Genomic DNA, 24,860 nt, shown 5'->3' with positions numbered 1-24,860 from the left:
GACACCCGATCCGGTCATGGGCGCGTCGCCGGCCGCTCCCGGGGCCGATCCGGGGCCCTCGTCGAGGAAACCGGCCCCTCAAGCCGTGCGCGCCGAAGACCGTGCGCGCCGACGCGCCGGGTCAGGCCGTCTCCCGTCAGACCCGGGAACGGCGCAGCCCCGCGACCAGACCGACACCGACGGCGGCCAGCACGACCTGCATGACGAGTTCGATCCAGTCGATGCCGTCGGTGGTCGCGACGCCGAGCGACTGGGCGATCGCGGTGCCGATGAGGGCGGCGACGATGCCGACGACGATGGTCAGCACCCAGCCGATCGCCTGCCGACCGGGAAGCAGGAGACGGCCGATGGCGCCGATCACGGCACCGATGACGATGGCCCCGAGAATGGATGCGATAGTCATATCAACCTCCTCGTGAGCGTGAGACCTTCACCCTCACGAAAAGGTGGCTACCCCGTACGCCAGGAATAGTCCTGGAAAGCTTCAGCAATAGTCTTCGAACCCGATTCCTCCGCGCCCCGGGACCCGGGGCACGCCGATGGCCGGTCCATGGTCCGGGAGGGCGAACGGTGTGGTCTGACCGGCCGTCGCCGCGCTCCGGGACGCCCCGACAGACGGGATGCCCCGCCCGATGGCGGGGCATCCCGGACCGGGACCGTGTCCGCGCCGGAGGCCGGGGCTCTTCGCGGGCCTTCGGTGGCCGTCGGTGGCCTCGGTGAATTCGCGGGCCTTCGGCGAATCCCCGCACCGGTCAGGTCCGGCTGGTCCCCCCTCGGGTCCGCCCCGACCCCATCTGCGTGACGAGGAGGACACCGACGACCGCGAGGGCGAGCTGGAGGATGTGCTCCCACCAGTCGATTCCTCCCGTGTTCGCGATGCCCAGCGCGCTCGCGATGAGCGTGCCGACGAGAGCGGCGGCGATGCCGACGATGAGCGTCAGAGCGATGCTGATGTTCTGCCTGCCCGGAATGACGAGACGGGCCAGGGCGCCGACGATGGCTCCGATGACGATCGCGGCGATGATCGATCCAATCATGTCCAGCTCCCCCTGTGACGAGACATGGTCATTGGAGGCTTACCCAGGACAAACGGGATTATCCGAATAAAAAGAGGCGACCCGTACCGCGCCAGGAAACGGGTCGCCCCAGGGAAGGCCGAGGGCTTTCCGCGCCTGCCCACCGGCCACGACGAGCGCTCGTGCGCTCGCCTTACAGGACGTGCGAGACCCCCGAGAGGTTCACACCTTCACGATGATGGCGGTCGCGACGGCCGCCACGCCCTCTCCACGGCCGGTGAGCCCGAGGCCGTCGGTCGTGGTGGCGCTGACGCTCACCGGCGCGCCCACGGCCGCTCCGAGGACCTGCTCGGCCTCGCCGCGGCGCGGCGCCAGCTTGGGCCGGTTGCCGATCACCTGGACGGCCACGTTGCCGATCTCGAACCCCGCGGCCCGTACCCGCCGCGCGGTCTCCTCCAGCAGGGTGACGCCGGCGGCCCCGGCCCAGCGGGGGTCGGCGGTGCCGAACAGCCCTCCGATGTCACCGAGCCCGGCGGCGGACAGGAGCGCGTCACACGCGGCGTGGGCCGCGGCGTCGCCGTCGGAGTGACCGGCCAGGCCGGTCTCGCCCGGCCAGTGCAGGCCCGCGAGGTGCAGTTCGCGCCCGGATGCGAAAGGGTGGACGTCGACCCCGACGCCCACCCGTGGAAATGTCGTGTTCAGGAGTTCAGAACCTCGTCGAGCAGGGCCTCGGCCTTGTCCTCGTTGGTCTTCTCGGCGAGCGCGAGCTCGCTGACCAGGATCTGCCGGGCCTTGGCCAGCATGCGCTTCTCGCCTGCGGACAGGCCGCGCTCCTTGTCCCGGCGCCACAGGTCACGGACCACCTCGGCCACCTTGTTGACGTCGCCGGACGCCAGCTTCTCGAGGTTGGCCTTGTAGCGGCGGGACCAGTTGGTGGGCTCCTCGGTGTGGGGCATACGGAGCACGTCGAAGACGCGCTCGAGGCCCTCCTGCCCGACCACGTCCCGGACTCCGACGAGCTCGGCGTTGTCGGCCGGAACCTGGACGGTGAGGTCGCCCTTGTCGACCTTCAGAACCAGGTAGGTTCTTTCTTCACCCTTGATGGTCCGGGTCGTGATCGCCTCGATCCGAGCAGCCCCGTGGTGGGGGTAGACGACAGTGTCGCCGACCTGGAAAGTCATGTGACAAGTACCCCTTCCGCTGTACTCCAGAGTACCACGTATCCACAGGCTCGCGGAACAGTGAAATCACCATAACTGCAGGTCAAAGCCGCGTTTTAAGCCTTGACAAGCAGGCCTCTGTATGAATCAAGGGTTGGGAAAGCCAGCCCGACCTGGGCGCGTCTTCCCCCGGCGATCGGGCGGGCCGCCGGAAAACCCGGTAAAGACCCCGGATAGGGTTGGCGCTGCCCCGTATCCAGTGTGACAAGGAGTACTCGCACCGTGACCCGCATCGGCCGTCACCGGGCGATCGCCGCCGCCGCGTTCCTCGCAGCCGCCACGGCGCTGACCGGCTGCGGAGCCGGACATGACGCGATCACCAACCAGCACTACGCCCCCACCGAGGCCACGAGCGTCACGGTCAACGGGCTGAACATCTCCCAGGCCTTCTTCCTCGGCCCGGACTCCGGTGGCACGCTGCCCGTCGGCGCCAGCACGCCGCTGCACCTCTACATGGTGAACAGCACGCCCCAGGCGGACCAGCTCATCGCCCTGGGCGTGGACCCGGCCATCGGCACCGCCAAGGTCACCACCCCGGTCCCGCTCCCGGCCGGCGCCCAGCAGGCCGCCGTCGTGGGCCGCCCCACGCCCACGGTCATGATCGAGCAGCTGAAGAAGCCACTCAGGGGCGGCGAGGAGCTCGAGGTCCAGCTGAAGTTCGAGAAGGCGGGCGTCATCACGCTGCGCGTCCCCGTCATCACCCGCAGCCGCGAGTTCGCGACCCTGTCGCCCGCCCAGGGCGCCACGACGCCCTCGCCCACCCCGACGCCCTCCGCCACGGAGGCGCACGCCGAGGGCGACCACTGACACCGGCATGACGGCAGGGGGGTACGGCCCGCGGGCCGTACCCCCCCTGCCGTCGCGGCCTCCCGCCCTCGGCGGGTCACTCCTCGGCGGAGTCGAACTTGTATCCCAGACCGCGGACGGTGAGGATGCAGCGCGGGTTGGAGGGGTCCGCCTCCACCTTGGCCCGCAACCGCTTGACGTGCACGTCCAGGGTCTTGGTGTCGCCCACGTAGTCGGCGCCCCAGACCCGGTCGATGAGCTGGCCCCGGGTCAGCACCCGGCCGGCGTTGCGCAGCAGCACCTCCAGCAGCTCGAACTCCTTCAGCGGGAGCTGCACCTGCTCTCCCCGGACCGCGACGACGTGCCGGTCCACGTCCATCCGGACCGGCCCCGCGGCGAGCACCGCCGACTCCGGCTCCTCCACGTCGCCCTGGCGGCGCAGCACCGCGCGGATGCGGGCCACCAGCTCGCGGGAGGAGAACGGCTTGGTCACGTAGTCGTCGGCCCCCAACTCCAGGCCGACGACCTTGTCGATCTCGCTGTCCTTGGCGGTCAGCATGATCACGGGAACGTTGGAGCGCTGCCGCAGGGACCGGCAGACCTCGGTGCCGGGCAGGCCGGGGAGCATGAGGTCGAGCAGGACCAGGTCGGCGCCGCTGCGGTCGAAGGCCTCCAGCGCCTCGGGGCCGGTGGCCGCCACCGCGACCTCGAACCCCTCCTTGCGCAGCATGTAGGACAGGGCGTCGGAGAACGACTCCTCGTCCTCGACGACGAGCACGCGGGTCACTTCGAGGCCTCCTGGGGGATCGTGGTGGTGCCGGGGGATATGGGGACCGCCTTGCCGCCGAAGGCGGGCAGGCTGAGGGTGAACGTGGATCCGGAGCCTTCCTTGCTCCAGACGGTGACCGTGCCGTTGTGGGCGGCGGCGATGTGCTTGACGATGGCCAGGCCGAGGCCGGTGCCGCCGGTGGCGCGCGAGCGGGCGGTGTCGACGCGGAAAAAGCGCTCGAAGATCCGCTCCTGGGCGCTCTCGGGGATGCCGATGCCCTGGTCGCTCACGCTGATCTCGACGGAGTCGCCCGCCGGGCGGGCGCTGACGACCACCCTGGTGTGCTCGGGGCTGTAGGCGACCGCGTTGTCGATGAGGTTGCGCAGCGCGGTGACGAGCAGCTCCTCGTCCCCCCAGATCTGCAGGCCCTCGGTGCCGCCGGTGACCAGGGTGATGTCCTTGGCCGCCGCCGTGGTGTTGCAGCGGTCGATGGAGTCCTGCACGGCCTCGTCGACCAGGACCGGGCACGGGGTGGGGACGGGTTCGGCGCCCTGGATCCGGGACAGGGTGATGAGGTCCTGGACCAGATAGGTCAGGCGGGCGGCCTCGTGCTGCATGCGCCCGGCGAAGCGGGTGACGGCCTCGGGGTCGTCGGCGGCGTCCTGGATGGTCTCGGCGAGCAGGCTCAGCGCGCCGACCGGCGTCTTGAGCTCGTGGCTGACGTTGGCGACGAAGTCGCGGCGGACCGCCTCGACCCGGCGGTGCTCGGTCTGGTCCTCGGCGAGCACGAGCACCTGCCCGTACGGCCCGAGCGGGGCGACGCGCACGGCGAAGCTGGTCGCCTCCTGGCCGAACTTGTGGCCGGCCACCTCGATCTCGCTCTCCCGGATCTCGCCGTCCCGGCGCACCTGCCGGGCCATCGCGAGCAGCTCGGCCACCATCAGGCGCTCTCCCCTGACCAGGCCGAAGGCCCGCGCGGCGGAGCTGGCCCGCAGCACCCGGTCCTGGCGGTCGAGCACGACCGCCGAGGACGGCAGCACGGCGAGCACGGAGGCGACGCCCTGGGGCAGCTCGCCGGGCTGGAGGTCCTCGACCGGCACCATCACCCGTTGCCGTCCCGCCGCTCCCTGGCGGACGACGATCATCACGGCCAGCGCTCCCACGACGAACCCGGCCAGTGCGGCCAGGCTCGCCATCAGCTCACTCACGAGCTCCTCCTGTCGGCTTCACGTCCCCGATGGTAGGCGCGCCCCTTCCCTTTCCGGACACCTCACCTGGGCATGACCATGGCCTTTCCCGCAAAGTTCACTTTCCGGTCGGGGTTCGTTCACGGACGGGCTCGTACGGTGAACCCATGCGTGACGCCTACCACGAAGAACTCGACGCCCTCACCGACAGACTGGTCGAGATGACCCGGCTGGTCCGGTCGGCGATCTCCCGGGCCACCACCGCCCTGCTCGACGCCGACCTCCAGCTCGCCGAGACCGTCATCTCTCAGGACGAGGAGGTCGACCGGATCTTCGCGGAGATCGAGACCTCGATCTTCGACCTGATGGCCCGGCAGCAGCCGGTGGCCGTGGACCTGCGGATGATCATCACGGCGCTGCGCATGGGCACCGACCTGGAGCGGATGGGCGACCTCGCCCAGCACGTGGCCAAGGTCGCCCGGCTGCGCCACCCGGACTCGGCGGTTCCGCCGGAGCTGCGCGCCACCATCCTGGAGATGGGGCAGATCGCCGAACGCCTGGTCACCAAGACCGGCGGCTGCATCGCCACGCGCGACGTGGAGTCGGCTCTGGAGCTGGAGCACGACGACGACGCGATGGACAAGCTCCACCGCAGGCTGTTCAAGGTCCTGATGGATCCCGCCTGGAAGCACGGCGTCGAGCCGGCGATCGACGTGACGCTGATCGGCCGCTACTACGAGCGCTACGCCGACCACGCGGTCCGCGTCGCCCGCGACGTGGTCTATCTGGTGACCGGCTCACGCCCCCACGAGATCGCCGTCTCCTGACCGCACCGTCCCCGCCGGATCGTCCCCGGCCGGATCATCCGGCCGCACGGCACGGAGCGGGAGGGGCCGCCCGAACCGGGGCCGACCCCTCCCGCTCCGTCTCCCCGTCACGGTCTCTCCGTCACGGGGACCGGCCCCTCGGGGCCGGTCCCCGTCACCGGCCCTGGTTCGCCACCGCCTGGATGGCGGCCTTGGCCGCCTCGGGGTCGAGGTAGAGGCCGCCCTTGGCCAGCGGGCGGAAGTGCTCGTCCAGCTCGTAGCGGAGCGGGATGCCGGTGGGGATGTTGAGTCCGGCGATCTCCTCGTCGCCGATCCCGTCCAGGTGCTTGACCAGGGCGCGCAGCGAGTTGCCGTGCGCCGCGACCAGGACGGTCCGGCCCGCCGCCAGATCCGGCACGATCTGGTCGTACCAGTACGGCAGCATGCGCTCGACGACGTCCTTGAGGCACTCCGTCCTCGGCATCAGCTCCGGCGGCAGCAGCGCGTAGCGCGCGTCGCCGTACTGCGAGAACTCGTCGTCGTCGGCGATCGGCGGCGGCGGGACGTCGTAGGAGCGGCGCCAGAGCATGAACTGCTCGTCGCCGAACTGCTCCCGGGTCTGCGCCTTGTTCTTCCCCTGGAGCGCGCCGTAGTGGCGCTCGTTGAGCCGCCACGAACGCCTGACCGGCAGCCAGAGCATGTCGGCCTCGGCCAGCGCGAGGTTCGCCGTCTGGATCGCGCGGGTCAGCAGCGAGGTGTGGAGCACGTCGGGCCGGATGCCGGCCTCCAGTAGCAGGCGCCCGCCGCGCCGCGCCTCCTCCTCGCCCTTGGCCGAGAGTCCCGCGTCCACCCAGCCGGTGAACAGACCCTTGGCGTTCCACTCGCTCTCGCCGTGCCGTAGCAGCACCAAAGTCGCCATGCGACCAAGCTTAGTCAGCGGTCCCGGCCCGCGGCCTCCGGTGCCCGCCGTCAAAGCCCACCGTCAGTGCCCGCCGTCAGTGCCCGCCATCAGTGCCCGCCGTCAGCGGCCGGGGCTCGGCGAACCGGGCGAACGCCTGGAGGTTGGCCAGGGACTCCCCGCGCTTGGCGCGCCACTCCCACTCCTTGCGGATGGACGAGGCGAAGCCCAGCTCCAGCGCCCGGTCGAAGCCCTCGTCGGCGTAGGTGAGCACGCAGCCGAGCAGCCGGTCGACCTCGTCCTCCGAGACCGCCGCCGGCGGGACGCGTCCCACGAGGTAGACGTCGCCGACCGGGTCCAGGGCGAAGTGCACGCCGTACATGGAGCCGTTCTTGGTCAGCAGCCAGCGGTAGAACTCCGCGTGGTTCTCGTCGGGCTGCCGGCAGAAGAACGCCTCGACGTGCAGCGCCCGATCCCCGGCGATCAGCCAGACCATGGTGGCGAGCTTGTGCCGGCCGGGGAGCTTCACCAGGAACGCGCCCGGCCGGGGCTCCTCGTAGGAGACCTCCGCGCCCGCCAGCGCCGCCTCGATCACTTCACGCATGGACCCCACCATAGGGGGATCCCCGCGGCCGCGGACGCGGGCGCACCCGCGCCCGGCGGGTCGGTCCCCCGGCCCGGAGCCGGGGCCTCGCCGGGCGGGGCGGCCACACGGTGCGGCCACACGGTGCGGCCACACGGTGCGGCCACGCGGTGCGGCCTACGAGGTGCGGCCACGAGGCGAGGTCCTACGAGCTGAGCGCGATCGGGGCCTGCTGCAGGTGCGCCATGGCTCCGGCGTAGACCTCCGCGAGCCGGGCCGCGGTGGCCGACCAGCCGAAGGCCGCGGCCCGCTCGACCGCGCCCGCCGACAGCTCGTCGCGCCAGCCCGGGCGGTGCACGAAGCGGGCCAGGACCTGTGCCCAGTCGTGCGGGTCGTGCCCCTCGACGAGCACGCCGGACACCCCGTCGCGCACGGCGGTGCGCAGGCCGCCCACGCTCGCCGCCGCGACCGGGGTGCCGCACGCCTGGGACTCCAGCGCGACCAGGCCGAACGACTCGTTGTGCGAGGGCACGACGGTCACGTCCGCGGCCCGGTACCACTCGGCCAGCTCGTGCTGGGGGGCCGGGGGCACGATCCGGACGACGTCCGGGATGCCGAGCTCCGCGGCGAGGTCGGTCAGGTAGGACGGCCGGGCCAGGCCGTTCCCGCTGGGCCCGCCGACGCAGGCGACGACGAGCCGGTCGCGCAGGCCCGGGTCGTCGACGAGCATCCGGGCCGCGGCGCGCAGCAGCACGTCGGGGCCCTTGAGCGGCTGCACCCGGCCCACGAACAGCAGCAGGTGCGCGTCCGCGGGCACGCCCAGCCTGCGGCGGGCGGCGGCGCGGGAGCCGGGCCTGAAGACGGTGAGGTTCACGCCGGGGTTGACGACCTCGACCCGCTCCGGGGCGGCGCCGTACAGCTCGACGAGCTCGCGCGCCTCGGTCGGCGTGTTGGCCACCAGCCGGTCGGCGACCTCGACGACCTGCTCCTCGCCCAGCACGCGGGCGGTGGGCTCGGGCCTGTCGTCGTCGGCGAGCAGGAGGTTCTTGACCTTCGCCATGGTGTGCATGGTGTGCACCAGCGGCACGCCCCAGCGCTCCTTGGCCAGCCAGCCCACCTGGCCGGAGAGCCAGTAGTGGGAGTGGATGACGTCGTAGCGGCCGGGGTCGTACGTGGCCTCGGTGCGCAGCACGCCGGAGAGGAAGGCGCAGAGCTGGCCGGGCAGGTCGCCCTTGTCGAGCTCCTCGTACGGCCCCGCGGTGACGTGCCTGACCGAGACGCCGGGGACGATCTCCTCGACGGGCGGCAGGTCCCGGGCCGTCTGCCGGGTGAAGATCTCCACTTCGATCCCCAGCTGGGCCAGGCGCTTGGCCGCCTCCACGATGTAGACGTTCATTCCGCCCGCGTCCCCGGTGCCCGGCTGGTCCAGGGGGGACGTGTGCATGCTGATCGTCGCGACCCGGTTGACCCGTCGTCGCCTCACCGACACCACCTCCGAGACGGAACAACCCTGCCCATCTTTCCGGCATTCCCGCGTTTTCATGACATACCGGGGCGGGCAGGGCGACGTCCGGCACTCCTGGCAGGATGGCGAGCCATGAAGAAGACGGCTGTGGTGACGGGGGCGAGCAGCGGCATCGGCGAGGCGACGGCCCGCCGGCTGGCCCTGGAGGGCTTCGACGTGGTGGCGGCGGCCCGCCGCCGGGACCGGCTGGACGCGCTGGCCGCCGAGGTGCCGGGCGTGCGCCCGGTCACCCTCGACGTGACCTCCGCCGAGTCCGTGGCGGAGCTGGCCGCCTCGCTGGACCGCTGCGACGTGCTGGTCAACAACGCCGGGGGCGCGATCGGCCTGGAGCCGGTGGCCACCGGCGACGCGGCCGACTGGCAGCGCATGTACGACATCAACGTGCTCGGCTCGCTCCGGGTCACCCAGGCACTGCTGCCGAAGCTGACCGCCTCCGGCGACGGGGTCCTGGTGATGCTGACCTCGGTGGCGGGGCTCGTCTCCTACGAGGGCGGCGGCGGCTACAACGCGGCCAAGCACGCGCAGAGCTCGATGACCGAGGTGCTCCGGCTGGAGCTGTGCGGTGAGCCGGTCCGGGTCGTCGAGATCGCCCCCGGCATGGTGCACACCGAGGAGTTCTCGCTGACCCGCTTCCGCGGCGACGCCGAGCGGGCCACGAAGGTCTACGAGGGCGTTCCCGGCCCCCTGTCGGCCGACGACGTCGCCGACGCGATCGCCTGGTGCGTCACCCGCCCCTGGAACGTCAACATCGACCGCCTGGTCATCCGGCCCCGCGCCCAGGCCGCCCAGCACAAGATCCACCGCGTCACCTCCTGATCTCCGCCCGGGACCCGGCCACGGCCGCGCCCGGCGGACAATGGGGGGATGCGCGCTACCCGGCCGGTCGGAGAGATCACCCGCGGCACGACCGGCCACAACCGGCTGCGCCGGTCCGACCGGTGGATCGCCGCGGTCTTCGGCCCGCTGCTCCGCTCCGCCGACCGGCCGCTGGTCGCGGACCTCGGGTACGGCGCCTCGCACGTCACGACGCTGGAGCTGTTCACGCGGCTGCGCCGGGTCCGCCCGGACGTCGAGGTCGTCGGGATCGAGATCGACCCGGCCAGGGTGGCCGCGGCCCGGCCGTACGAGCGGCCGGGCCTGTCGTTCCGGCTGGGCGGCTTCGAGCTTCCGACGGACCGCCCGCCGGTGCTGGTGCGGGCCTTCAACGTGCTGCGCCAGTACGGCGAGGCGGAGGCGTGGCGCCACTGGGACCTGCTCCGCTCCCGGCTGGCCCCGGACGGGGTGATCGTCGAGGGGACCTGCTCGGAGGTCGGGCACCGGGCCGTCTGGGTGGGACTGGACGCCACCGGTCCCCGGACCCTGACCCTGTCGGCCCGCTTCGACGCCTTCGAGCGCCCCTCCGACCTGGCCGACCGCCTGCCCAAGACGCTCATCCACCGCAACGTGCCCGGCGAGCCGGTCCACGCCTTCCTGCGGGACTTCGACCGTGCCTGGGCCGTCAGCGCCCCGCTGGCCCCCCACGGGGTGCGGCAGCGCTGGATCGCCGCGGTCGAGGCGCTCTGCCCGGACTGGCCGGTCTTCCGGCGCCCCCCGCTGGGCGGCCGCTCCCGCTGGCGGCTCGGCGAGCTGACCGTCGCCTGGGACGCGGTCGCCCCGGGGCGCGCCGCCGGCCGAGGCCAGCTCGACAGCCCGTAGTACTACCCGGCGTGGCACGGGGTTAGTCTTGAGGGCGTGAAGGGTCTCGGTGAGCTTGAACGCAGCATCATGGACATCATCTGGGCGCAGCCGGCCGCGGTGACGGCCCGCGAGGTGGGGCGGCTCATCGAGGAGCGCGACCTCGCCCCCACGACGGTCATGACCGTGCTCGACCGGCTGACCCGCAAGGGCTTCCTGGTCCGCACCCGTGACGGGCGCGCCTGGCGCTACCAGGCCGCGGCGAGCCGCGACGCCTACGTCGCTGAGCTTATGCTGGAGGCTCTCGACATGACCGGGGACCGGTCGGCCGCCCTCACCCGCTTCGCCCAGGCCGTGTCCGAACCCGAGGCCGAGATCCTGCGCAGAGCCCTGTTGGAGCTGGAGGAAGAGTGATCACCGCGGCAGCCCTGGCGTTCCTCGCCTCGGTCTGCGCGGTCGGCGCCTGGCGGCTGGTCCGGGCCCGGTGGCCCTACCGGGCCCCGCACGTGGCCATCGTGCTCTGGCAGGCGCTGGGGGTGACCTGGGGGCTGGCCGGCACCGGAGCGCTGCTCGCCTACGCCCTGGAGCCCTACGGCCGGGGCGTGCTGCACGGCCTGCTCGCCTTCGGCTCCTCGGCCCTCTCCGGCGGGTACGGCCCGCAGGGCCCGTACGACCTGCCGCGGATCTTCGCGCTCATCGCCGGGCTGACCGCGTTCACCGTGCTGGTGGTGGTGCTGCTGACCGCGGGGCTGCAGACGTTCCGCGCCCGACGCCGCCACCGCGCCCTGCTGGCCCTCATCTCCCGCACCGACCCCGACGTCCCCGGCGTGCACGTGGTCGACCATCCGGGCGCGGCCGCCTACTGCGTGCCCGGCCTGCGCTCCCAGGTCGTGGTGAGCGAGGGCGCCCTGAAGCTGCTCTCCCCCGACGAGCTGGACGCGGTGCTGGCCCACGAGTCCGCCCACGTCCGCGAGCGGCACGACCTGGTCCTGCTGCCGTTCGCGGCGCTGCGCAGGGCGCTGCCGTGGTCCCGCACGGTGATGGAGGCCCAGCACGAGGTCGCGCTGCTGGTGGAGATGGCGGCCGACGACGCCGCCCGGCGCTACTGCTCGCCGCGCCGCCTGGCCACCGCCCTGCTCCGCTTCGGCACGGCCGGCACCGTGCCGACCCCGCACGGGGCGCTGGGCGCGCTGAGCCCCGCCTCCGCGGTGATGGCCCGGGTCCAGCGCCTGGTCTCGCCGGGTCCCCGGCTCCCCCGCCGCGTCCGCTACGGCGTCGTGGTGTTCTCCGTCACACTCACCGCCTCCGCCCCGCTGTTGTGGCTGGTCCCGCACTGACGCACTCTTGACCGCTTGCTGGTGTTAGTCAACGTGTTTGCAATTGCAAGCAGCGTGGGGCAGACTGGCCGCATGGCACTACCCAAGGTCGACTCGATCGGCGAGTACATCCGCGAGCAGCGGACGCAGGCGAAGATCTCACTGCGCCAGCTCGCCGCCGCGGCGGGGATCTCCAATCCCTACCTCAGCCAGATCGAGCGCGGGCTGCGCAAACCCAGCGCGGAGATCCTGAACCAGATCGCCAAGGGACTGCGCATCTCCTCGCAGGCGCTGTACGTGCAGGCGGGCCTCATCGAGGACCGCGAGCCGGACAGCGACGTGCTCGCCGCGATCCGAGCCGACGGATTCATCACCGAGCGGCAACGCCAGGTACTGATCGACATCTACGAGTCGTTCCGCAAGGAGAACCGGGCCGGGGCCCCGGACGAGGGCGCGGGAACCGCCAAGAACACGCGCACCACGCCGGAGCCCCAGGGGGGCGGCACGCAATCCCCGCCGGACGACGAGGCCCAGTTGCCCGAGGAGTTCGCCGCCGCGCTCAAGCCCTACGCGGCGTCCTCGGCCAACGGCACGACCACACCCAAGAAACCAGGAAAGGGTAACCGATGACTCTGGCCACCGAAGTCAAGAAGATCACGGACTCCAAGCCGTTCTACGCCTTCGCCGGCGCGGGCGACTTCGCGGTGGAGAAGCTCCGCGAGCTCCCCGAGCAGGTGCAGAAGCTCCAGAGCCGCCGCGAGGAGATCCGCGAGGCCGTCGCCAAGGACCTGCCCCTCAAGGCCAAGGAGTTCGCGGGCAAGGCCGAGGGCTACGCCAAGGAGTTCGGCGGCCGGGCCGAGGGCTACGCCAAGGACCTCCCCGTCAAGGCCCGCGGCTACGCCGACCAGCTGACCGCCAAGGCGACCGAGCTCTACGAGGAGTTCGCCACGCGCGGCCGCAAGGTCGTCTCCCGCGTGAGCGGCGAGGCCGCCCTGGAGCTGGAGGAGGTCTCCGAGACCGCCGAGCCCGCGATCGCCGCGGCCCCCGCTCCCAGGAAGAACGCCCGCGCCCCGAAGAGCGCGATCAAGGCCTGACACCCGCAGGCCCAGCGACGCGGACCCGTCCCGGCACCCGGGGCGGGTCCCGCCGTTTCCGGGGCCGCCTCCCGGACCGCAGAAAAGGAACTTACCTGCGCACGCGCGGCATCGCCTAGGCTGGGAGCGACCGGCCGACGACAGCGGGAGAGACGATGCCCTTCGGGATCTACGGCGTGCTGGAACTCATCTTCTGGGCGCTGGCCATCGGCGCGTTCGCCATGTCCGCCTGGGCCCTCGTGCACGCGCTCAAGACCCCGGCCCGCGCGTTCGCGGTCACCGGCAAGCAGAGCAAGCAGCTGTGGACGATCATCCTGAGCCTCTCCACGCTGTTCTCCTTCGCCGGCGCCGTGCGCTACCTCGACAGCATCGGCTTCCTTATGATCATTTCCGTGATCGCCGCCGGCGTCTACCTGGCCGACGTGCGGCCCGCCGTACGGGAGATCGGCAAGGGTGGGAACTCGGGCCCCTACGGCCCCTGGTGACCCGGACGTTTTCCACCCCTTCTCCCCGCGGTGACCTGCTGTTTCCTGAGATGAGGCGCCCAGGAAAGCCCTCTCCCGCTTGCCCGGAACGTCCCCGAGACGGTAGACACGCGGGGTGATGTTCGCGAGCAAGCCCACCCTCCGCGGGGAGCGCGTGACGCTCCGGCCCGCCGGCCCCGAGCACGTCGACGGTCTCTGGGAGCTCGTCAACGACCCGGAGACCGTCCGGCTGACCGGTTCCCGCGGAGCACTCACCTACGAGGCCGCCGCGGCGTGGTACGGCTCGCGCGCCGAGCACGACGACCGGCTCGATCTGGCGATCTGCGCCGCCGAGGACGACTCCTACGTCGGCGAGATCGTCCTCAACGAGCTGGACACCGACAACCTCTCCTGCAACCTCCGGATCGCGCTGGTCGGCCCGCGCGCCTTCGGCAGGGGCTACGGCAGCGAGGCGATCCGGCTCGTGCTCGACCACGTGTTCGCCACCACGGACCTGCACCGGGTGGGACTGGAGGTCTTCGACTTCAACGACCGGGCCCGCCACGTCTACAGGAAGGCCGGCTTCGTCGAGGAGGGAGTGCGCCGGGACGCGCTGCTCTGGGAGGGCTCATGGCACGATTCGATCTTGATGTCCGTCCTCGCCCCTGACTGGCAGGTCAGGGAGATTTGACAGAGATATCGTGATTTTCCGGAAACATCTGTTGACCTTTCTGAAACGATGCTACGTTCACGGGGAGCGCTCCCACCTGCACGGAATTTAGGTGTGGAGGAAGTTATGCCTGATGTACCCACACTCGCCCAGGTCGCTGCGGCGGCAGGTGTGTCCCCGGCCACCGCGTCCCGGGTCCTCACAGGCTCTGTCAGGGTCAGCACCTCGACCCGGCGACAGGTGCACGACGCGATCTCCCGTCTCGGCTACGTACGGCACCGCGCTCCCCGGGGCGGCGCCGGCCGGCGCTGCGACCAGACCGTGGCCGTGGTCGTCTGCGAGTCCGCGCAGCGGCTTTTCACCGAGCCGTTCTACGCGCGGATGATCACCGCCGCGGAGGAGGTCCTCACCGGACAGGGGATCCCCCTCACGGTGGTGACCGCCACCGCGGCCACTTCCACCATCGCCACCCCGCAGCTCGTCTCCGGAGGGGTCGACGGCGTCCTGCTGATCGGCGCGCGGGAGCGCCACCCGCTCGTGGTCACGCTGGCCGCCTCCGGGATCCCGGTGCGGAGCGCGGGCCGCGCGCCCGACGGCATCGACCTGCCCTACGTCGACATGGACAACGCCGACGGCGGCAGGCAGGCGGCCGAGCACCTGCTGCTCGGCGGGCGACGGGCCATCGCCGCCATCGCGGGCCCGCCCGGGCTGCCCGCCGCCCGCGACCGGATCGAGGGATTCACCCGGACCCTCGCCCTGGCGGGCATGACGAGCATCCCGGTGGCCTACGGCGACTTCACCCACTCCTCGGGCGTGCACGCCACCCAGTGGCTGCTCCGCCGGATGCCGCACCTGGACGCGGTCTTCGCCGCCTCCGACGTGATGGCCGCCGCCGCCGTGCAGACCCTGCGCCGCGCCGGCCGCAGGGTGCCCGACGACGTGGCCGTGATCGGCTTCGACGACGCCCCCATCGCCCGGCGGACCTCCCCCACGCTGACCACGGTGCGCCAGCCCGTGGAGGAGTTCGCCGCGCTCGCCACCCGGCTGCTGCTGATGTCGATGGGCTCCCCCGAGCTCGCCGGGAACAACCCGGTGCTCCCGACGGAGCTGGTGGTCCGTGAATCGGCCTGAGCCCGGTGCGCTCCGCGCGGGTGACGTGCTCACCCGCCGGTACCTGCTGATGGAGCAGATCGGCAGGGGCGGGATGAGCGTCATCTGGCGGGGCTTCGACCAGTCCCTGCAGCGGATGGTCGCGGTCAAGGTGCTGGAGGCCGACCTCGGCACGGACCGCGAGCTCATCCGGCGCGAGGCCCGCGCCACCGCGCGCCTCATCCACCCCGACGCGATCGAGGTCTACGACTACGGGGAGACCGTGACCTCCCACGGCCGCCTCGCCGCCTACGTGGTGATGCGGCTGCTGGAGGGCCGGCCCCTGGCCGACCGGATCATCGAGGGCCCGCTGCCCTGGGCGGAGGCGGTCGAGGTGGCCGCCAAGGTCGCCACCGTCCTGGCCGCCGCCCACGAGCGGGGCATCGTCCACCGCGACGTAACCGCCGAGAACGTGCTGCTCACCCCGGACGGCGCCAAGCTGCTCGACTTCGGCATCGCGGCGTTCGTCGGGGAGGAGGACGACCGCACCGGCGAGTACGGCACCCCGCCCTACGTCGCACCGGAGCGCCTGACCGGCAGGACCGCCGATCCCGCAAGCGACGTCTACTCCCTCGGCGTGCTGCTGTTCGAGATGCTCACCGGAGCTCCGCCGTACCCGGAGCGGACCTGGGAGGAGATCGAGAACGCCCGGCGCGACGGGCCGCCGCCCGAGGTCCGCGTGCCGGGGCTGCCTCCCGGGATCGCGGAGCTCTGCCGGCGCTGCCTGGCGCACGACCCCACGGCCCGGCCGGGGGCCAGGGAGGCGGCCGGCGTCCTGTCGGAGGCCCTGTCGGGGTCGCGGACCGAACGCCGTTCCGCCTCCTCCCGCGTGCCGCCCCTGGCGGCCGTGGCCGCGCTGATCCTGTCGGCCGGCGCCCTGGTGTGGTCCCAGACCTCCGGGGAGCGCGGGGACGGGGCCATCGCCCTGGAGGCCACCTCCCGGCCCACCGCCGCCGGTACGCACTCCCCCTCGGCGCCGCCGGAGACGGGGAGCGGGACCTCGCGCCCCCGGGCCGGCGGGCCGGACGCCGCACCGACCGGAGAGCCGACCGCGGGGCCGGACACCGCGCCGACCGGAGAGCCGGACACCGCACCGGCCGCAGGGCCGGACGCCGCGCCGGTGGAGGAGACGGCCGGCGAGCCGAGCGGGGAACCGACGGTGCTCCTGGTGGAGAGCGTGGGCCCGCCCCGGCCCACGCTGAACCAGAGCGTGCGGCGCTTCAACACCCTGCTGGACCAGGGCGCCGACCGCGGCGAGATCCGCCCCGACGTGGCCCTGGACATACGGCAGGTCCTGGCCAACGCCGTCTGCTGCGCCCAGGACCTCGCCCCGGTCCGGCAGAAGATCACCGACCGGCACCGGGAGGGGTCCCTCCCAAGCAGGCTGCACGAGGCGCTCAACGACCAGCTCAAGGTCGTCGCGGTGGCTCTGGCCGGTTAGGCGCCTCCTCTCCCGGGATCCTCCTGCGGAGACGCCCTTCTGCGGGGCGTGCCCTCGGGAGGACGCGCCGGTCCCGCCGTCGCGTCCTCCCGAGGGCACCCCCGGCGAGCCGTGACCGGCGGCTCTCCGGCACCTGCCCGGAGCGGGCTCGGGCGGAGGCGGGCGGCCGGGCCGTGCCGGAGCGCATTCAGGCGGAGGCGGGCGGCTGGGCCGTGCCGGAGCGCCGGTCCGGGACGTGGGTCAGGGCCTCGTCCACGGTCGGATCGGTGGGGAACGCCTCCTTGAGCCGGGTCAGCTCCAGGAGCCGCTCCAGGAAACCCCGCACCCCCGCCAGGCGGAGCCATCCTCCCGCCTCGAAGGCCCGGCGCAGCCCGGACAGCAGCAACCAGACCCCCGTGGAGTCGCAGAACTCCAGCCGGGAGACGTCCGCGATGAGGTGGACGTGCCCGCTCTCCAGCACGTCCGTCACCACCCGGTCCAGCTGCGGGGCCGAGACCTTGTCCAGGTCTCCGGCGATGGCGATGACGGCGCAGGCCGGATGCTGAGTCACCTGGATGGACAACTTCGTCATGCTCGCCTGCCTTCGAACGCTGCCGCCCGGAGCGGCCATGATGGTGCGACAGGCGCGATGGCCGTTGGAACCCAACGTACATGGGCGATCAAGCGGACACAGCCTCGGGCCGAGACGTGTTCCCCTCGTCACAGGGCGTCGGCCGCCGCACGTCACCGGAGAACGGACGGCTGGGACTCTCATTCCCCTTTTCCATGATCGTGAGCCATCCCGGGCGGACGGACGTGACCGCGTTCCCTCTCCGGCCCCGCCCGGACCCCGGCCCGGCGCCGCCGCCTTCCTTCCCCGGCGCCGTCCGGATCCCCGGCCCGGAACCCCGGCGCCGTCCCGATCCCGGCCCGGAACCCCGGCGCCGTCCCGATCCCGGCCCGGAACCCCGGCGCCGTCCCGATCCCGGCCCGGAACCCCGGCGCCGTCCCGATCCCGGCCCGGAACCCCGGCTCGGCCGAGCAAACGCTCGGCTGAAAGTTTCACGGAGGGGGTGATCGTGTTTCCCGGATCGCCGCAGCCTGACGGCCCCCGGACGGAAACGCCGGCGTAACCGGAGATACACGCCATTGACATCCGGGGGGTGGAATCCAGAATCCTCCTTGGGAGCGCTCCCACCCAGTTTCCTTCTTGCATGATCCGACGCGAGGCCGTTACCAGCGGAATCACGGCGGGCCCACCACTGGAGGACCCTTTCCATGCACCGATCCCCCCTCAGAGCGGGAGCGCTCCCACACCGCTGGCAACGCGGTCGGAGACGGGTCGCGACCCTCGCCCTGCTCGGCCTGACAGCCGGCACGATGACCGCCCTGGCGGCCACGCCGGCCATGGCCGCCGTCTCGTGCGACGTAACCTACTCGACCAACGACTGGCAGGGCGGCTTCACCGCCAACGTCACGATCAAGAACCTGGGTGACCCGCTCAACGGCTGGACACTCGGCTTCGACTTCCCCACCGCCACGCAGAAGCTCGTGCAGGGCTGGAGCGCCACCTGGTCGCAGGAGGGCGCCTCGGTCACCGCCAAGAGCATGGACTGGAACGGCAGGCTCGCCACCGGCGCCTCCACCAGCATCGGCTTCAACGGCAGCTGGTCGGGGAGCAACCCCAAGCCGGAGTCCTTCACGGTCAACGGCGTCACCTGCGGCGGCGGGCCGGGCAACCAGGCCCCCTCCGTGAAGATCACCAAGCCGGCCGCCGGAGCGGCCTTCACCGCCCCCGCCACGGTGGAGATCACCGCCGACGCCGCCGACACGGACGGCTCGGTGGCCAAGGTCGAGTTCTACAACGGCAGCACGCTGCTGGGCACCGACACCAGCGCGCCGTACGCCCACAACTGGACGGGCGTGGCGGCCGGCAGCTACTCGATCACCGCGAAGGCCACCGACGACAAGGGCCTGACGAAGACCTCCGACCCGGTCGGGATCACCGTCTCCGCCGACAGCGACCCCGCCGTGGTGGTCAGCCCCGCCTCGGTCGCCGTCCCCGAGGGCGACTCCGAGACCGTCTCGGTCAAGCTCTCCAAGGCCCCGGGCGCGAACGTCACCGTGACGACCGCCCGGGCCTCCGGCGACGCCGACCTGTCGGTCGGCTCCGGCGCCTCGCTGACCTTCACCCCGGCCAACTGGAACACCGCCCAGACGGTGGAGATCGAGGCCGCAGAGGACGCCGACCAGGCCTCCGGCAGCGCCGAGTTCACCGCGAGCGCCACCGGCCACACCGCCGCGAAGTTCTCCGCCACCGAGGTGGACAACGACTCCACCGGCGGCGACAACGAGTACATCAAGCGCTTCACCACGATGTACAACAAGATCAAGGACCCGGCCAACGGCTACTTCTCGCCCGAGGGCGTGCCGTACCACTCGGTCGAGACCTTCATGGTCGAGGCGCCGGACCACGGGCACGAGACCACCTCCGAGGCCTACAGCTACTACCTGTGGCTGGAGGCGGCCTACGGCAAGGTGACGGGCGACTGGAGCAAGTTCAACGAGGCCTGGGCCTCGATGGAGAAGTACATCATCCCCTCCACCGCCGACCAGCCGACGAACTCCTTCTACAACCCGTCCAAGCCCGCCACCTACGCCGGCGAGTGGGACGACATCAAGCAGTACCCGTCCAAGCTGGACAGCGGCGTCAGCGTCGGCGTGGACCCGATCGCGAACGAGCTGAAGAGCGCCTACGGCACCAGCGACGTCTACGGCATGCACTGGCTGCTGGACGTGGACAACACCTACGGCTTCGGCCGCTGCGGTGACGGCACCACCCGGCCCGCCTACATCAACACCTACCAGCGCGGCCCGGAGGAGTCGGTCTTCGAGACGATCCCGCAGCCGTCCTGCGACACCTTCAAGCACGGCGGCAAGAACGGCTTCCTCGACCTGTTCACCGGGGACTCCTCCTACGCCAAGCAGTGGAAGTACACCAACGCCCCCGACGCCGACGCCCGCGCCGTCCAGGTCGCCTACTGGGCGCACACCTGGGCCAAGGAGCAGGGCAAGGAGTCGCAGGTCTCCGCGACGGTCGCCAAGGCCGCGAAGATGGGCGACTACCTGCGCTACGCGATGTACGACAAGTACTTCAAGAAGCAGGGCTGCACCAGCACCTCGTGCCCGGCCGGCACCGGCAAGGACAGCGCCTCCTACCTGCTGAGCTGGTACTACGCCTGGGGCGGCGCGATCGACACCTCCGCGGGCTGGGCCTGGCGGATCGGCTCCAGCCACAACCACTCCGGTTACCAGAACCCGATGGCCGCCTGGGTGCTGTCCAGCGTGGACGCGCTCAAGCCGAAGGGGGCGACCGCCGTACAGGACTGGAGCACCAGCACGAAGCGGCAGCTGGAGTTCTACCGCTGGCTGCAGTCGTCCGAGGGCGCGATCGCCGGCGGCGCGACCAACAGCTGGCAGGGCCACTACGCCACCCCGCCGTCGAACCTGCCGACCTTCTACGGCATGGCCTACGACTGGCAGCCGGTCTACCACGACCCGCCGTCGAACCAGTGGTTCGGCTTCCAGGCCTGGTCGATGGAGCGGGTCGCGGAGCTGTACTACGCGACCGGCAACGCCGACGCCAAGGTCGTGCTGGACAAGTGGGTCAAGTGGGCCATGGAGCACACCACGGTCAACGCCGACGGCACCTACCAGGTCCCCTCGACGCTGACCTGGAGCGGCCAGCCCGACACCTGGAACCCGGCCAACCCGGGCTCGAACGCCGGCCTGCACGTCACCGTCAGGGACCACACCACCGACGTCGGCGTGGTCGGCTCCTACGCCAAGGTGCTGATGTACTACGCGGCCAAGGCCAAGGACACCGCCGCGCAGAACATGGCCAAGGCCCTGCTGGACGGCCTGTGGAAGAACCACCAGGACGCCAAGGGCGTCTCGGTGGCGGAGACCAAGGCCGACTACAGGCGCCTCAACGACCCGGTCTACGTCCCGGCCGGCTGGACCGGCAAGATGCCGAACGGCGACGTGATCGACAGCAACTCGACCTTCCTGTCCATCCGCTCCTTCTACAAGAACGACCCGGACTGGCCGAAGGTGGACGCCTACCTGAAGGGCACCGGCCCCGCGCCGACCTTCAACTTCCACCGCTTCTGGGCGCAGGTCGACGTCGCCGTCGCCCTCGCCGAGTACGGCCGGCTCTTCCCCTGACCCCGGGGCCGGATCACAGAGCCGGAACCGGCTCCGTGATCCGGTGACGGTCCCCGGACGGCGCCCCGCCGCCGGGGCCGGTCCTCCTCGGAGGACCGGCCCCGGCGAAGCAGGCCCGGCCGGGAGCGGGCCCGAAGACCCCGGGGCGCGGCGGCATCCCTGACCGGCCGCCGCGCCCCGGGCACCACCCCCCTCCCGAGATCTCCCGAGAGGCACCCCCAGCGATGAAGAGATCCACGGCGGCACTCGCCCTGGCGGCCCTGGCGGCGGCCGTACCGCTGCCGGCCTCCACGGCGACGGCCGCGACGACGACCGCCTCGGCGGAGTTCAACTACGCCGAGGCGCTGCAGAAGTCCATCTGGTTCTACGAGGCCCAGCAGTCGGGGAAGCTGCCGAGCTGGAACCGGGTGAGCTGGCGCGGCGACTCCGCGCTCGACGACGGAAAGGACGCCGGGCTCGACCTGACCGGCGGCTGGTACGACGCGGGCGACCACGTGAAGTTCGGCCTGCCGATGGCCTTCACCACGACCATGCTGGCCTGGGGCGCGGTGGAGTACCGCGACGCCTACGCCTCCTCCGGCCAGCTCACCCACCTGCTGAACAACCTGAAGTTCGTCAACGACTACTTCATCAAGGCCCACCCGTCGCCGAACGTGCTCTACGGCCAGGTCGGCCACGGCGGCAAGGACCACGCCTGGTGGGGCCCGGCCGAGGCGATGCAGATGGAGCGCCCCGCCTACAAGATCGACGCCTCCTGCGGCGGCTCGGACCTGGCCGGGGAGACCGCGGCGGCGATGGCCGCCTCCTCGATCGTCTTCCGCCCGACGAACCCGTCCTACGCCGACACGCTGGTCAAGCATGCGCGGGAGCTGTACACCTTCGCCGACACCGTGCGCAAGAAGTACAGCGAGTGCATCACCGACGCCCAGGGCTACTACAACTCCTGGAGCGGCTACAACGACGAGCTGGTCTGGGGCGCGATCTGGCTGCACCGGGCCACCGGCGAGGACTCCTACCTCGCCAAGGCCGAGTCCTACTACGACAACCTCGGCACCGAGCCGCAGTCCACCACCAGGTCGTACAAGTGGACGATCGCCTGGGACGACAAGTCCTACGGCTCGTACGTGCTGCTGCACAAGCTCACCGGCGAGCAGCGCTACCTCGACGACGCCAACCGGTGGCTGGACTACTGGACGGTCGGGGTGAACGGGCAGAAGGTGAAGTACTCGCCCGGCGGGCAGGCCGTGCTCGACCGGTGGGGCTCGCTCCGCTACGCGGCCAACACCGCGTTCGCGGCCCTGGTCCACTCCGACTCGATCAGCGACGCCACCCGCAAGGCCCGCTACCACGACTTCGCCAAGCGCCAGATCGACTACGCGCTCGGCGACAACCCGCGCAATTCCTCCTACGTGGTCGGTTTCGGCGCCAACCCGCCGAAGAACCCGCACCACCGCACCGCGCACGGCTCGTGGACCGACCAGATCACCAACCCGGCCGAGACCCGCCACACCCTGTACGGCGCGCTCGTCGGCGGCCCGCCCGCCCCCGACGACGCCTACACCGACCAGCGCGACGACTTCGTGATGAACGAGGTCGCCACCGACTACAACGCCGGGTTCACCGGCGCGCTCGCCCGCCTGTACAAGCAGTACGGCGGGACCCCGCTGGCGGACTTCCCGAAGAAGGAGGCCCCCGACGGGCCGGAGATCTTCGTCGAGGCCGGGGTGAACGCCTCCGGCAACGGCTTCACCGAGATCAAGGCGATCATCCGCAACCAGTCCGCCTGGCCGGCCCGGAACCTGACCGACGGCTCCTTCCGCTACTACTTCACCCTCGACGGCGACACCACGCCGGGCCAGATCACGGTCAGCTCGGCCTACACCCAGTGCAAGGCCCCGACCGGCCCGACCCAGCTGTCCGGGAAGACGTACTACGTCACGATCGACTGCTCCGGCACCTCGATCTCCCCGGCCGGGCAGTCCCAGCACCGGCGCGAGGTGCAGTTCCGCATCGCCTCCGCGGGCACCTGGGACCCGTCCAATGACTGGTCGTACAAGGGCGTCGCCACCACCCCCGGCGCCGCCCCGGTCCGGGTGGAGAACATCACCCTCTACTCCGGCACCGAGCGGATCTGGGGGAACCCGCCCGGCGACGAGCCGCCGCCGGTGGAGGACGAGGAGGCGCCGTCGCGGCCCGGCAAGCCCGCCGTCTCCGCGATCACCGGGAGCACCGCCCGGCTGACCTGGACGGCCTCCACCGACGACGTGGGTGTGACCGGCTACGACGTCTACCGCGGCACCGCGAAGGTCGCCACCGTCACCGGCACCTCCCACGACCTGACCGGGCTCACCCCCGAGACGGAGTACAGCGTGCACGTGGTGGCCCGGGACGCGGCCGGCAACACCTCCGAGCCGTCCGAGAGCACCGCGTTCACCACCACCGAGGCCCCGGCGGGCGGCTGCACCGCCGCCTACGAGGTCACCGGCTCCTGGCAGGACGGCTTCCAGGGCGAGGTCACCGTCACCAACACGGGCGCGGAGGCGATCCGGGGCTGGACCGTGACCTGGCGCTTCCCCGACGGGCAGCGGATCAGCCAGCTCTGGAGCGGCACGCACACCCAGACCGGCGCGGACGTGTCGGTGAGGAACGCCGCCTGGAACGGCGCGCTCGCCCCTGCCTCGTCCGCCTCGTTCGGCTTCACCGCGAGCCGGAGCGGTGCCAACGGCGTGCCCTCCCCGGTGGGCTGCACCGTGGACTGACGCCCGCGGCGCCGGCGGCGCGCCGTCCCCCGGGGACCGGCTCCCGCGGCCGTCGTTCCCGGAGGACGGCATCCGCCGGGAACGGCGCCCGCGGCATGCCGTCCCCCCGCGGACCGGCATCCCCGGCGTCCCCGACCCCCGGCCGGGCGTAGCGGACCCCTCCGCCCGGCCGGGCCATCCCCTTCCCTGCTACGAATCCCCTTCCACGAAGGCAGGTCATGAAAGCACGACTGGCGCTCCTCGCCGCTCTCGTCACCGCGATGGCCGCACCCGCCATCGCCGCGGCCCCGGCCGCGCACGCCGACACCGGCATCCACGTGAGCGGCGCCAAGATCCTCGAAGCGGACGGCAGCAACCTCGTCCTGCGCGGCACCTCCCACCCGCACGCCTGGTACACCCACCAGACCTCCGCCTTCGCCGGCATCAAGTCGCTGGGCGCCAACGCCGTGCGCGTGGTGCTGAGCGGCGGCCGGTGGACGGCCAACGACACCGCCGACGTGGCGAACGTCGTCTCGCTCTGCAAGAGGAACAAGCTCATCTGCGTGCTGGAGAACCACGACACCACCGGGTACGGCGAGCAGGCCGGCGCCTACACCCTCGATGCGGCGGTCGACTACTGGACCAGCGTGAAGAGCGCGCTGGACGGCCAGGAGGACTACGTCATCATCAACATCGGCAACGAGCCGATCGGCAACAACGCCACCACGCCGGGCTGGACCGAGGCCACCACCGCCGCGGTCAAGCGCATGCGCGCCGCCGGGTTCGACCACGCGCTCATGGTCGACGCGCCCAACTGGGGCCAGGACTGGCGCTTCACCATGCGCGACAACGCCAAGGCCGTGGCCGCGGCCGACCCCGACAAGAACACGATCTTCTCCATCCACATGTACGGCGTGTTCGACACCGCGGCCGAGGTCAAGAGCTACATGCAGGCCTTCCAGGACGCCGGTCTGCCGCTGGTCGTCGGCGAGTTCGGGCACAACCACTCCGACGGCGACCCCGACGAGAACACGATCATGGCCGAGGCGCAGGCCCGGGGCCTGGGCTACTTCGGCTGGTCGTGGAGCGGCAACGGCGGCGGCGTCGAGTATCTCGACCAGGTCACCGGCTTCGACGCCTCCGCCCTGACCAGCTGGGGCGAGCGCCTGTTCAACGGTGTGAACGGCATCAGGGCGACCGCCGTCGAGGCGTCGATCTACGACGACGGCGGCGATCCCGGTGACACCGAGAAGCCGTCCACACCCGGCAAACCCACCGCCTCCGCCGTCACCGCCACCGGCGCCACCCTCACCTGGAC

25 protein-coding genes are annotated in these 24,860 nt (G+C 71.7%); 15 read left to right on the top strand and 10 right to left on the bottom strand.

The window, feature by feature from the left end; translation table 11 throughout:
• Positions 1–136: 136 nt before the first annotated feature.
• The 4 genes from ACFOWE_RS25320 to ACFOWE_RS25305 all read right to left on the bottom strand — a co-directional run bounded on the left by ACFOWE_RS25320 (position 137) and on the right by ACFOWE_RS25305 (position 2,197).
• The gene (locus ACFOWE_RS25320) at positions 137–403 is read right to left on the bottom strand and encodes a GlsB/YeaQ/YmgE family stress response membrane protein (RefSeq protein WP_377291996.1); all 267 of its coding nucleotides are present in this window, start codon (positions 401–403) and stop codon (positions 137–139) included.
• A gap of 349 nt (positions 404–752) precedes the next feature.
• Entirely contained in the window at positions 753–1,037 is a 285-nt protein-coding gene (locus ACFOWE_RS25315) for a GlsB/YeaQ/YmgE family stress response membrane protein (RefSeq protein WP_377291994.1), read from the bottom strand.
• 201 nt (positions 1,038–1,238) lie between these two features.
• Complete coding sequence (gene ispF, locus ACFOWE_RS25310; RefSeq protein WP_377291992.1) at positions 1,239–1,697, bottom strand: 2-C-methyl-D-erythritol 2,4-cyclodiphosphate synthase; 459 nt, start codon at positions 1,695–1,697, stop codon at positions 1,239–1,241.
• A 17-nt stretch (positions 1,698–1,714) separates the two neighbouring features.
• Complete coding sequence (locus ACFOWE_RS25305; RefSeq protein ID WP_012887713.1) at positions 1,715–2,197, bottom strand: CarD family transcriptional regulator; 483 nt, start codon at positions 2,195–2,197, stop codon at positions 1,715–1,717.
• Between the two features lie 261 nt (positions 2,198–2,458).
• Here ACFOWE_RS25305 and ACFOWE_RS25300 point away from each other — a divergent pair, with 261 nt between their 5' ends.
• Positions 2,459–3,043, top strand: a complete 585-nt coding sequence (locus ACFOWE_RS25300) for a copper chaperone PCu(A)C (protein ID WP_377291990.1) — start codon at positions 2,459–2,461, stop codon at positions 3,041–3,043.
• Positions 3,044–3,119: 76 nt separating this feature from the next.
• Here ACFOWE_RS25300 and ACFOWE_RS25295 read toward each other — a convergent pair whose 3' ends face one another.
• Together ACFOWE_RS25295 and ACFOWE_RS25290 are read right to left on the bottom strand one after the other, a co-directional pair.
• Entirely contained in the window at positions 3,120–3,809 is a 690-nt protein-coding gene (locus tag ACFOWE_RS25295) for a response regulator (RefSeq protein WP_377291988.1), read from the bottom strand.
• Positions 3,806–4,987, bottom strand: coding sequence for a sensor histidine kinase (locus ACFOWE_RS25290; protein ID WP_377292043.1), 1,182 nt, complete (start codon positions 4,985–4,987; stop codon positions 3,806–3,808). The genes ACFOWE_RS25295 and ACFOWE_RS25290 overlap by 4 nt, the downstream gene beginning before the upstream one ends.
• 158 nt (positions 4,988–5,145) lie before the next feature.
• On the opposite strand from ACFOWE_RS25290, the gene phoU reads away from it, so the two are divergent.
• A complete protein-coding gene (phoU, locus tag ACFOWE_RS25285) occupies positions 5,146–5,805 on the top strand; it encodes a phosphate signaling complex protein PhoU (protein WP_377291986.1) in 660 nt (219 codons plus the stop codon).
• A 154-nt stretch (positions 5,806–5,959) separates the two neighbouring features.
• Here phoU and ACFOWE_RS25280 read toward each other — a convergent pair whose 3' ends face one another.
• The 3 genes from ACFOWE_RS25280 to mshA all read right to left on the bottom strand — a co-directional run bounded on the left by ACFOWE_RS25280 (position 5,960) and on the right by mshA (position 8,754).
• The gene (locus ACFOWE_RS25280) at positions 5,960–6,703 is read right to left on the bottom strand and encodes a phosphoglyceromutase (protein ID WP_377291984.1); all 744 of its coding nucleotides are present in this window, start codon (positions 6,701–6,703) and stop codon (positions 5,960–5,962) included.
• Positions 6,704–6,779: 76 nt separating this feature from the next.
• Positions 6,780–7,286, bottom strand: a complete 507-nt coding sequence (locus tag ACFOWE_RS25275; protein ID WP_377291982.1) for a type III secretion system chaperone family protein — start codon at positions 7,284–7,286, stop codon at positions 6,780–6,782.
• A 184-nt stretch (positions 7,287–7,470) separates the two neighbouring features.
• Positions 7,471–8,754: a D-inositol-3-phosphate glycosyltransferase gene (mshA, locus tag ACFOWE_RS25270; RefSeq protein ID WP_377292041.1), complete on the bottom strand. Its 1,284-nt coding sequence runs from the start codon at positions 8,752–8,754 to the stop codon at positions 7,471–7,473.
• Between the two features lie 108 nt (positions 8,755–8,862).
• Between mshA and ACFOWE_RS25265 the strand changes: the two genes are divergently transcribed.
• The 10 genes from ACFOWE_RS25265 (at position 8,863) to ACFOWE_RS25220 (ending at position 16,598) form a co-directional block, all read left to right on the top strand.
• A complete protein-coding gene (locus ACFOWE_RS25265; RefSeq protein ID WP_377291981.1) occupies positions 8,863–9,606 on the top strand; it encodes an SDR family oxidoreductase in 744 nt (247 codons plus the stop codon).
• A 48-nt stretch (positions 9,607–9,654) separates the two neighbouring features.
• Entirely contained in the window at positions 9,655–10,485 is an 831-nt protein-coding gene (locus ACFOWE_RS25260) for a class I SAM-dependent methyltransferase (RefSeq protein WP_377291979.1), read from the top strand.
• Positions 10,486–10,521: 36 nt separating this feature from the next.
• Positions 10,522–10,878 carry a BlaI/MecI/CopY family transcriptional regulator gene (locus tag ACFOWE_RS25255; protein ID WP_377291977.1) on the top strand — a complete coding sequence of 119 codons (357 nt, stop codon included), beginning with the start codon at positions 10,522–10,524 and terminating at the stop codon, positions 10,876–10,878.
• Entirely contained in the window at positions 10,875–11,801 is a 927-nt protein-coding gene (locus tag ACFOWE_RS25250; protein WP_377291975.1) for a M56 family metallopeptidase, read from the top strand. Before ACFOWE_RS25255 ends, ACFOWE_RS25250 begins: the two co-directional genes overlap by 4 nt.
• 72 nt (positions 11,802–11,873) lie before the next feature.
• Complete coding sequence (locus ACFOWE_RS25245; protein ID WP_377291973.1) at positions 11,874–12,410, top strand: helix-turn-helix domain-containing protein; 537 nt, start codon at positions 11,874–11,876, stop codon at positions 12,408–12,410.
• Positions 12,407–12,874, top strand: a complete 468-nt coding sequence (locus tag ACFOWE_RS25240; RefSeq protein WP_377291971.1) for a hypothetical protein — start codon at positions 12,407–12,409, stop codon at positions 12,872–12,874. The genes ACFOWE_RS25245 and ACFOWE_RS25240 overlap by 4 nt, the downstream gene beginning before the upstream one ends.
• Positions 12,875–13,029: 155 nt before the next feature.
• Positions 13,030–13,359: a DUF2516 family protein gene (locus ACFOWE_RS25235; RefSeq protein ID WP_377291969.1), complete on the top strand. Its 330-nt coding sequence runs from the start codon at positions 13,030–13,032 to the stop codon at positions 13,357–13,359.
• 118 nt (positions 13,360–13,477) lie between these two features.
• Complete coding sequence (locus ACFOWE_RS25230; protein ID WP_377292039.1) at positions 13,478–14,029, top strand: GNAT family N-acetyltransferase; 552 nt, start codon at positions 13,478–13,480, stop codon at positions 14,027–14,029.
• A 48-nt stretch (positions 14,030–14,077) separates the two neighbouring features.
• Positions 14,078–15,139 carry a LacI family DNA-binding transcriptional regulator gene (locus tag ACFOWE_RS25225; RefSeq protein ID WP_377291967.1) on the top strand — a complete coding sequence of 354 codons (1,062 nt, stop codon included), beginning with the start codon at positions 14,078–14,080 and terminating at the stop codon, positions 15,137–15,139.
• Positions 15,126–16,598, top strand: a complete 1,473-nt coding sequence (locus ACFOWE_RS25220; RefSeq protein WP_377291965.1) for a serine/threonine-protein kinase — start codon at positions 15,126–15,128, stop codon at positions 16,596–16,598. Before ACFOWE_RS25225 ends, ACFOWE_RS25220 begins: the two co-directional genes overlap by 14 nt.
• Before the next feature lie 187 nt (positions 16,599–16,785).
• Here ACFOWE_RS25220 and ACFOWE_RS25215 read toward each other — a convergent pair whose 3' ends face one another.
• On the bottom strand, positions 16,786–17,169 hold the full coding sequence (locus ACFOWE_RS25215) for an STAS domain-containing protein (protein WP_377291963.1): 384 nt from the start codon (positions 17,167–17,169) through the stop codon (positions 16,786–16,788).
• Positions 17,170–17,957: 788 nt separating this feature from the next.
• On the opposite strand from ACFOWE_RS25215, the gene ACFOWE_RS25210 reads away from it, so the two are divergent.
• The 3 genes from ACFOWE_RS25210 to ACFOWE_RS25200 form a co-directional block, all read left to right on the top strand.
• Complete coding sequence (locus ACFOWE_RS25210; protein WP_449301226.1) at positions 17,958–20,804, top strand: glycoside hydrolase family 48 protein; 2,847 nt, start codon at positions 17,958–17,960, stop codon at positions 20,802–20,804.
• Positions 20,805–21,004: 200 nt separating this feature from the next.
• Positions 21,005–23,563 (top strand): glycoside hydrolase family 9 protein, encoded by a 2,559-nt coding sequence (locus tag ACFOWE_RS25205; RefSeq protein WP_449301227.1) that lies wholly within the window; start codon positions 21,005–21,007, stop codon positions 23,561–23,563.
• Positions 23,564–23,781: 218 nt separating this feature from the next.
• The coding region (locus ACFOWE_RS25200; RefSeq protein ID WP_377291957.1) for a glycoside hydrolase family 5 protein at positions 23,782–24,860 on the top strand (1,079 nt) is incomplete at its 3' end.

It is taken from the genome of Planomonospora corallina, assembly GCF_042650625.1.
Taxonomy (GTDB): domain Bacteria; phylum Actinomycetota; class Actinomycetes; order Streptosporangiales; family Streptosporangiaceae; genus Planomonospora_B; species Planomonospora_B corallina.
Note: the sequence above shows the minus strand (reverse complement) of the source record. Positions and strands in the feature narration are given on the sequence as shown.

Bases quoted from the DNA above. Each gene is read 5' to 3' on its own strand.
- ACFOWE_RS25320 (WP_377291996.1), bottom strand. From the start codon at position 403: ATGACTATCGCATCCATTCTCGGGGCCATCGTCATCGGTGCCGTGATC.
- ACFOWE_RS25315 (WP_377291994.1), bottom strand. From the start codon at position 1,037: ATGATTGGATCGATCATCGCCGCGATCGTCATCGGAGCCATCGTCGGC.
- ACFOWE_RS25305 (WP_012887713.1), bottom strand. From the start codon at position 2,197: ATGACTTTCCAGGTCGGCGACACTGTCGTCTACCCCCACCACGGGGCT.
- ACFOWE_RS25290 (WP_377292043.1), bottom strand. From the start codon at position 4,987: ATGGCGAGCCTGGCCGCACTGGCCGGGTTCGTCGTGGGAGCGCTGGCC.
- phoU (WP_377291986.1), top strand. From the start codon at position 5,146: ATGCGTGACGCCTACCACGAAGAACTCGACGCCCTCACCGACAGACTG.
- ACFOWE_RS25280 (WP_377291984.1), bottom strand. From the start codon at position 6,703: ATGGCGACTTTGGTGCTGCTACGGCACGGCGAGAGCGAGTGGAACGCC.
- ACFOWE_RS25275 (WP_377291982.1), bottom strand. From the start codon at position 7,286: ATGCGTGAAGTGATCGAGGCGGCGCTGGCGGGCGCGGAGGTCTCCTAC.
- ACFOWE_RS25265 (WP_377291981.1), top strand. From the start codon at position 8,863: ATGAAGAAGACGGCTGTGGTGACGGGGGCGAGCAGCGGCATCGGCGAG.
- ACFOWE_RS25260 (WP_377291979.1), top strand. From the start codon at position 9,655: ATGCGCGCTACCCGGCCGGTCGGAGAGATCACCCGCGGCACGACCGGC.
- ACFOWE_RS25245 (WP_377291973.1), top strand. From the start codon at position 11,874: ATGGCACTACCCAAGGTCGACTCGATCGGCGAGTACATCCGCGAGCAG.
- ACFOWE_RS25240 (WP_377291971.1), top strand. From the start codon at position 12,407: ATGACTCTGGCCACCGAAGTCAAGAAGATCACGGACTCCAAGCCGTTC.
- ACFOWE_RS25235 (WP_377291969.1), top strand. From the start codon at position 13,030: ATGCCCTTCGGGATCTACGGCGTGCTGGAACTCATCTTCTGGGCGCTG.
- ACFOWE_RS25230 (WP_377292039.1), top strand. From the start codon at position 13,478: ATGTTCGCGAGCAAGCCCACCCTCCGCGGGGAGCGCGTGACGCTCCGG.
- ACFOWE_RS25225 (WP_377291967.1), top strand. From the start codon at position 14,078: ATGCTACGTTCACGGGGAGCGCTCCCACCTGCACGGAATTTAGGTGTG.
- ACFOWE_RS25215 (WP_377291963.1), bottom strand. From the start codon at position 17,169: ATGACGAAGTTGTCCATCCAGGTGACTCAGCATCCGGCCTGCGCCGTC.
- ACFOWE_RS25210 (WP_449301226.1), top strand. From the start codon at position 17,958: ATGACCGCCCTGGCGGCCACGCCGGCCATGGCCGCCGTCTCGTGCGAC.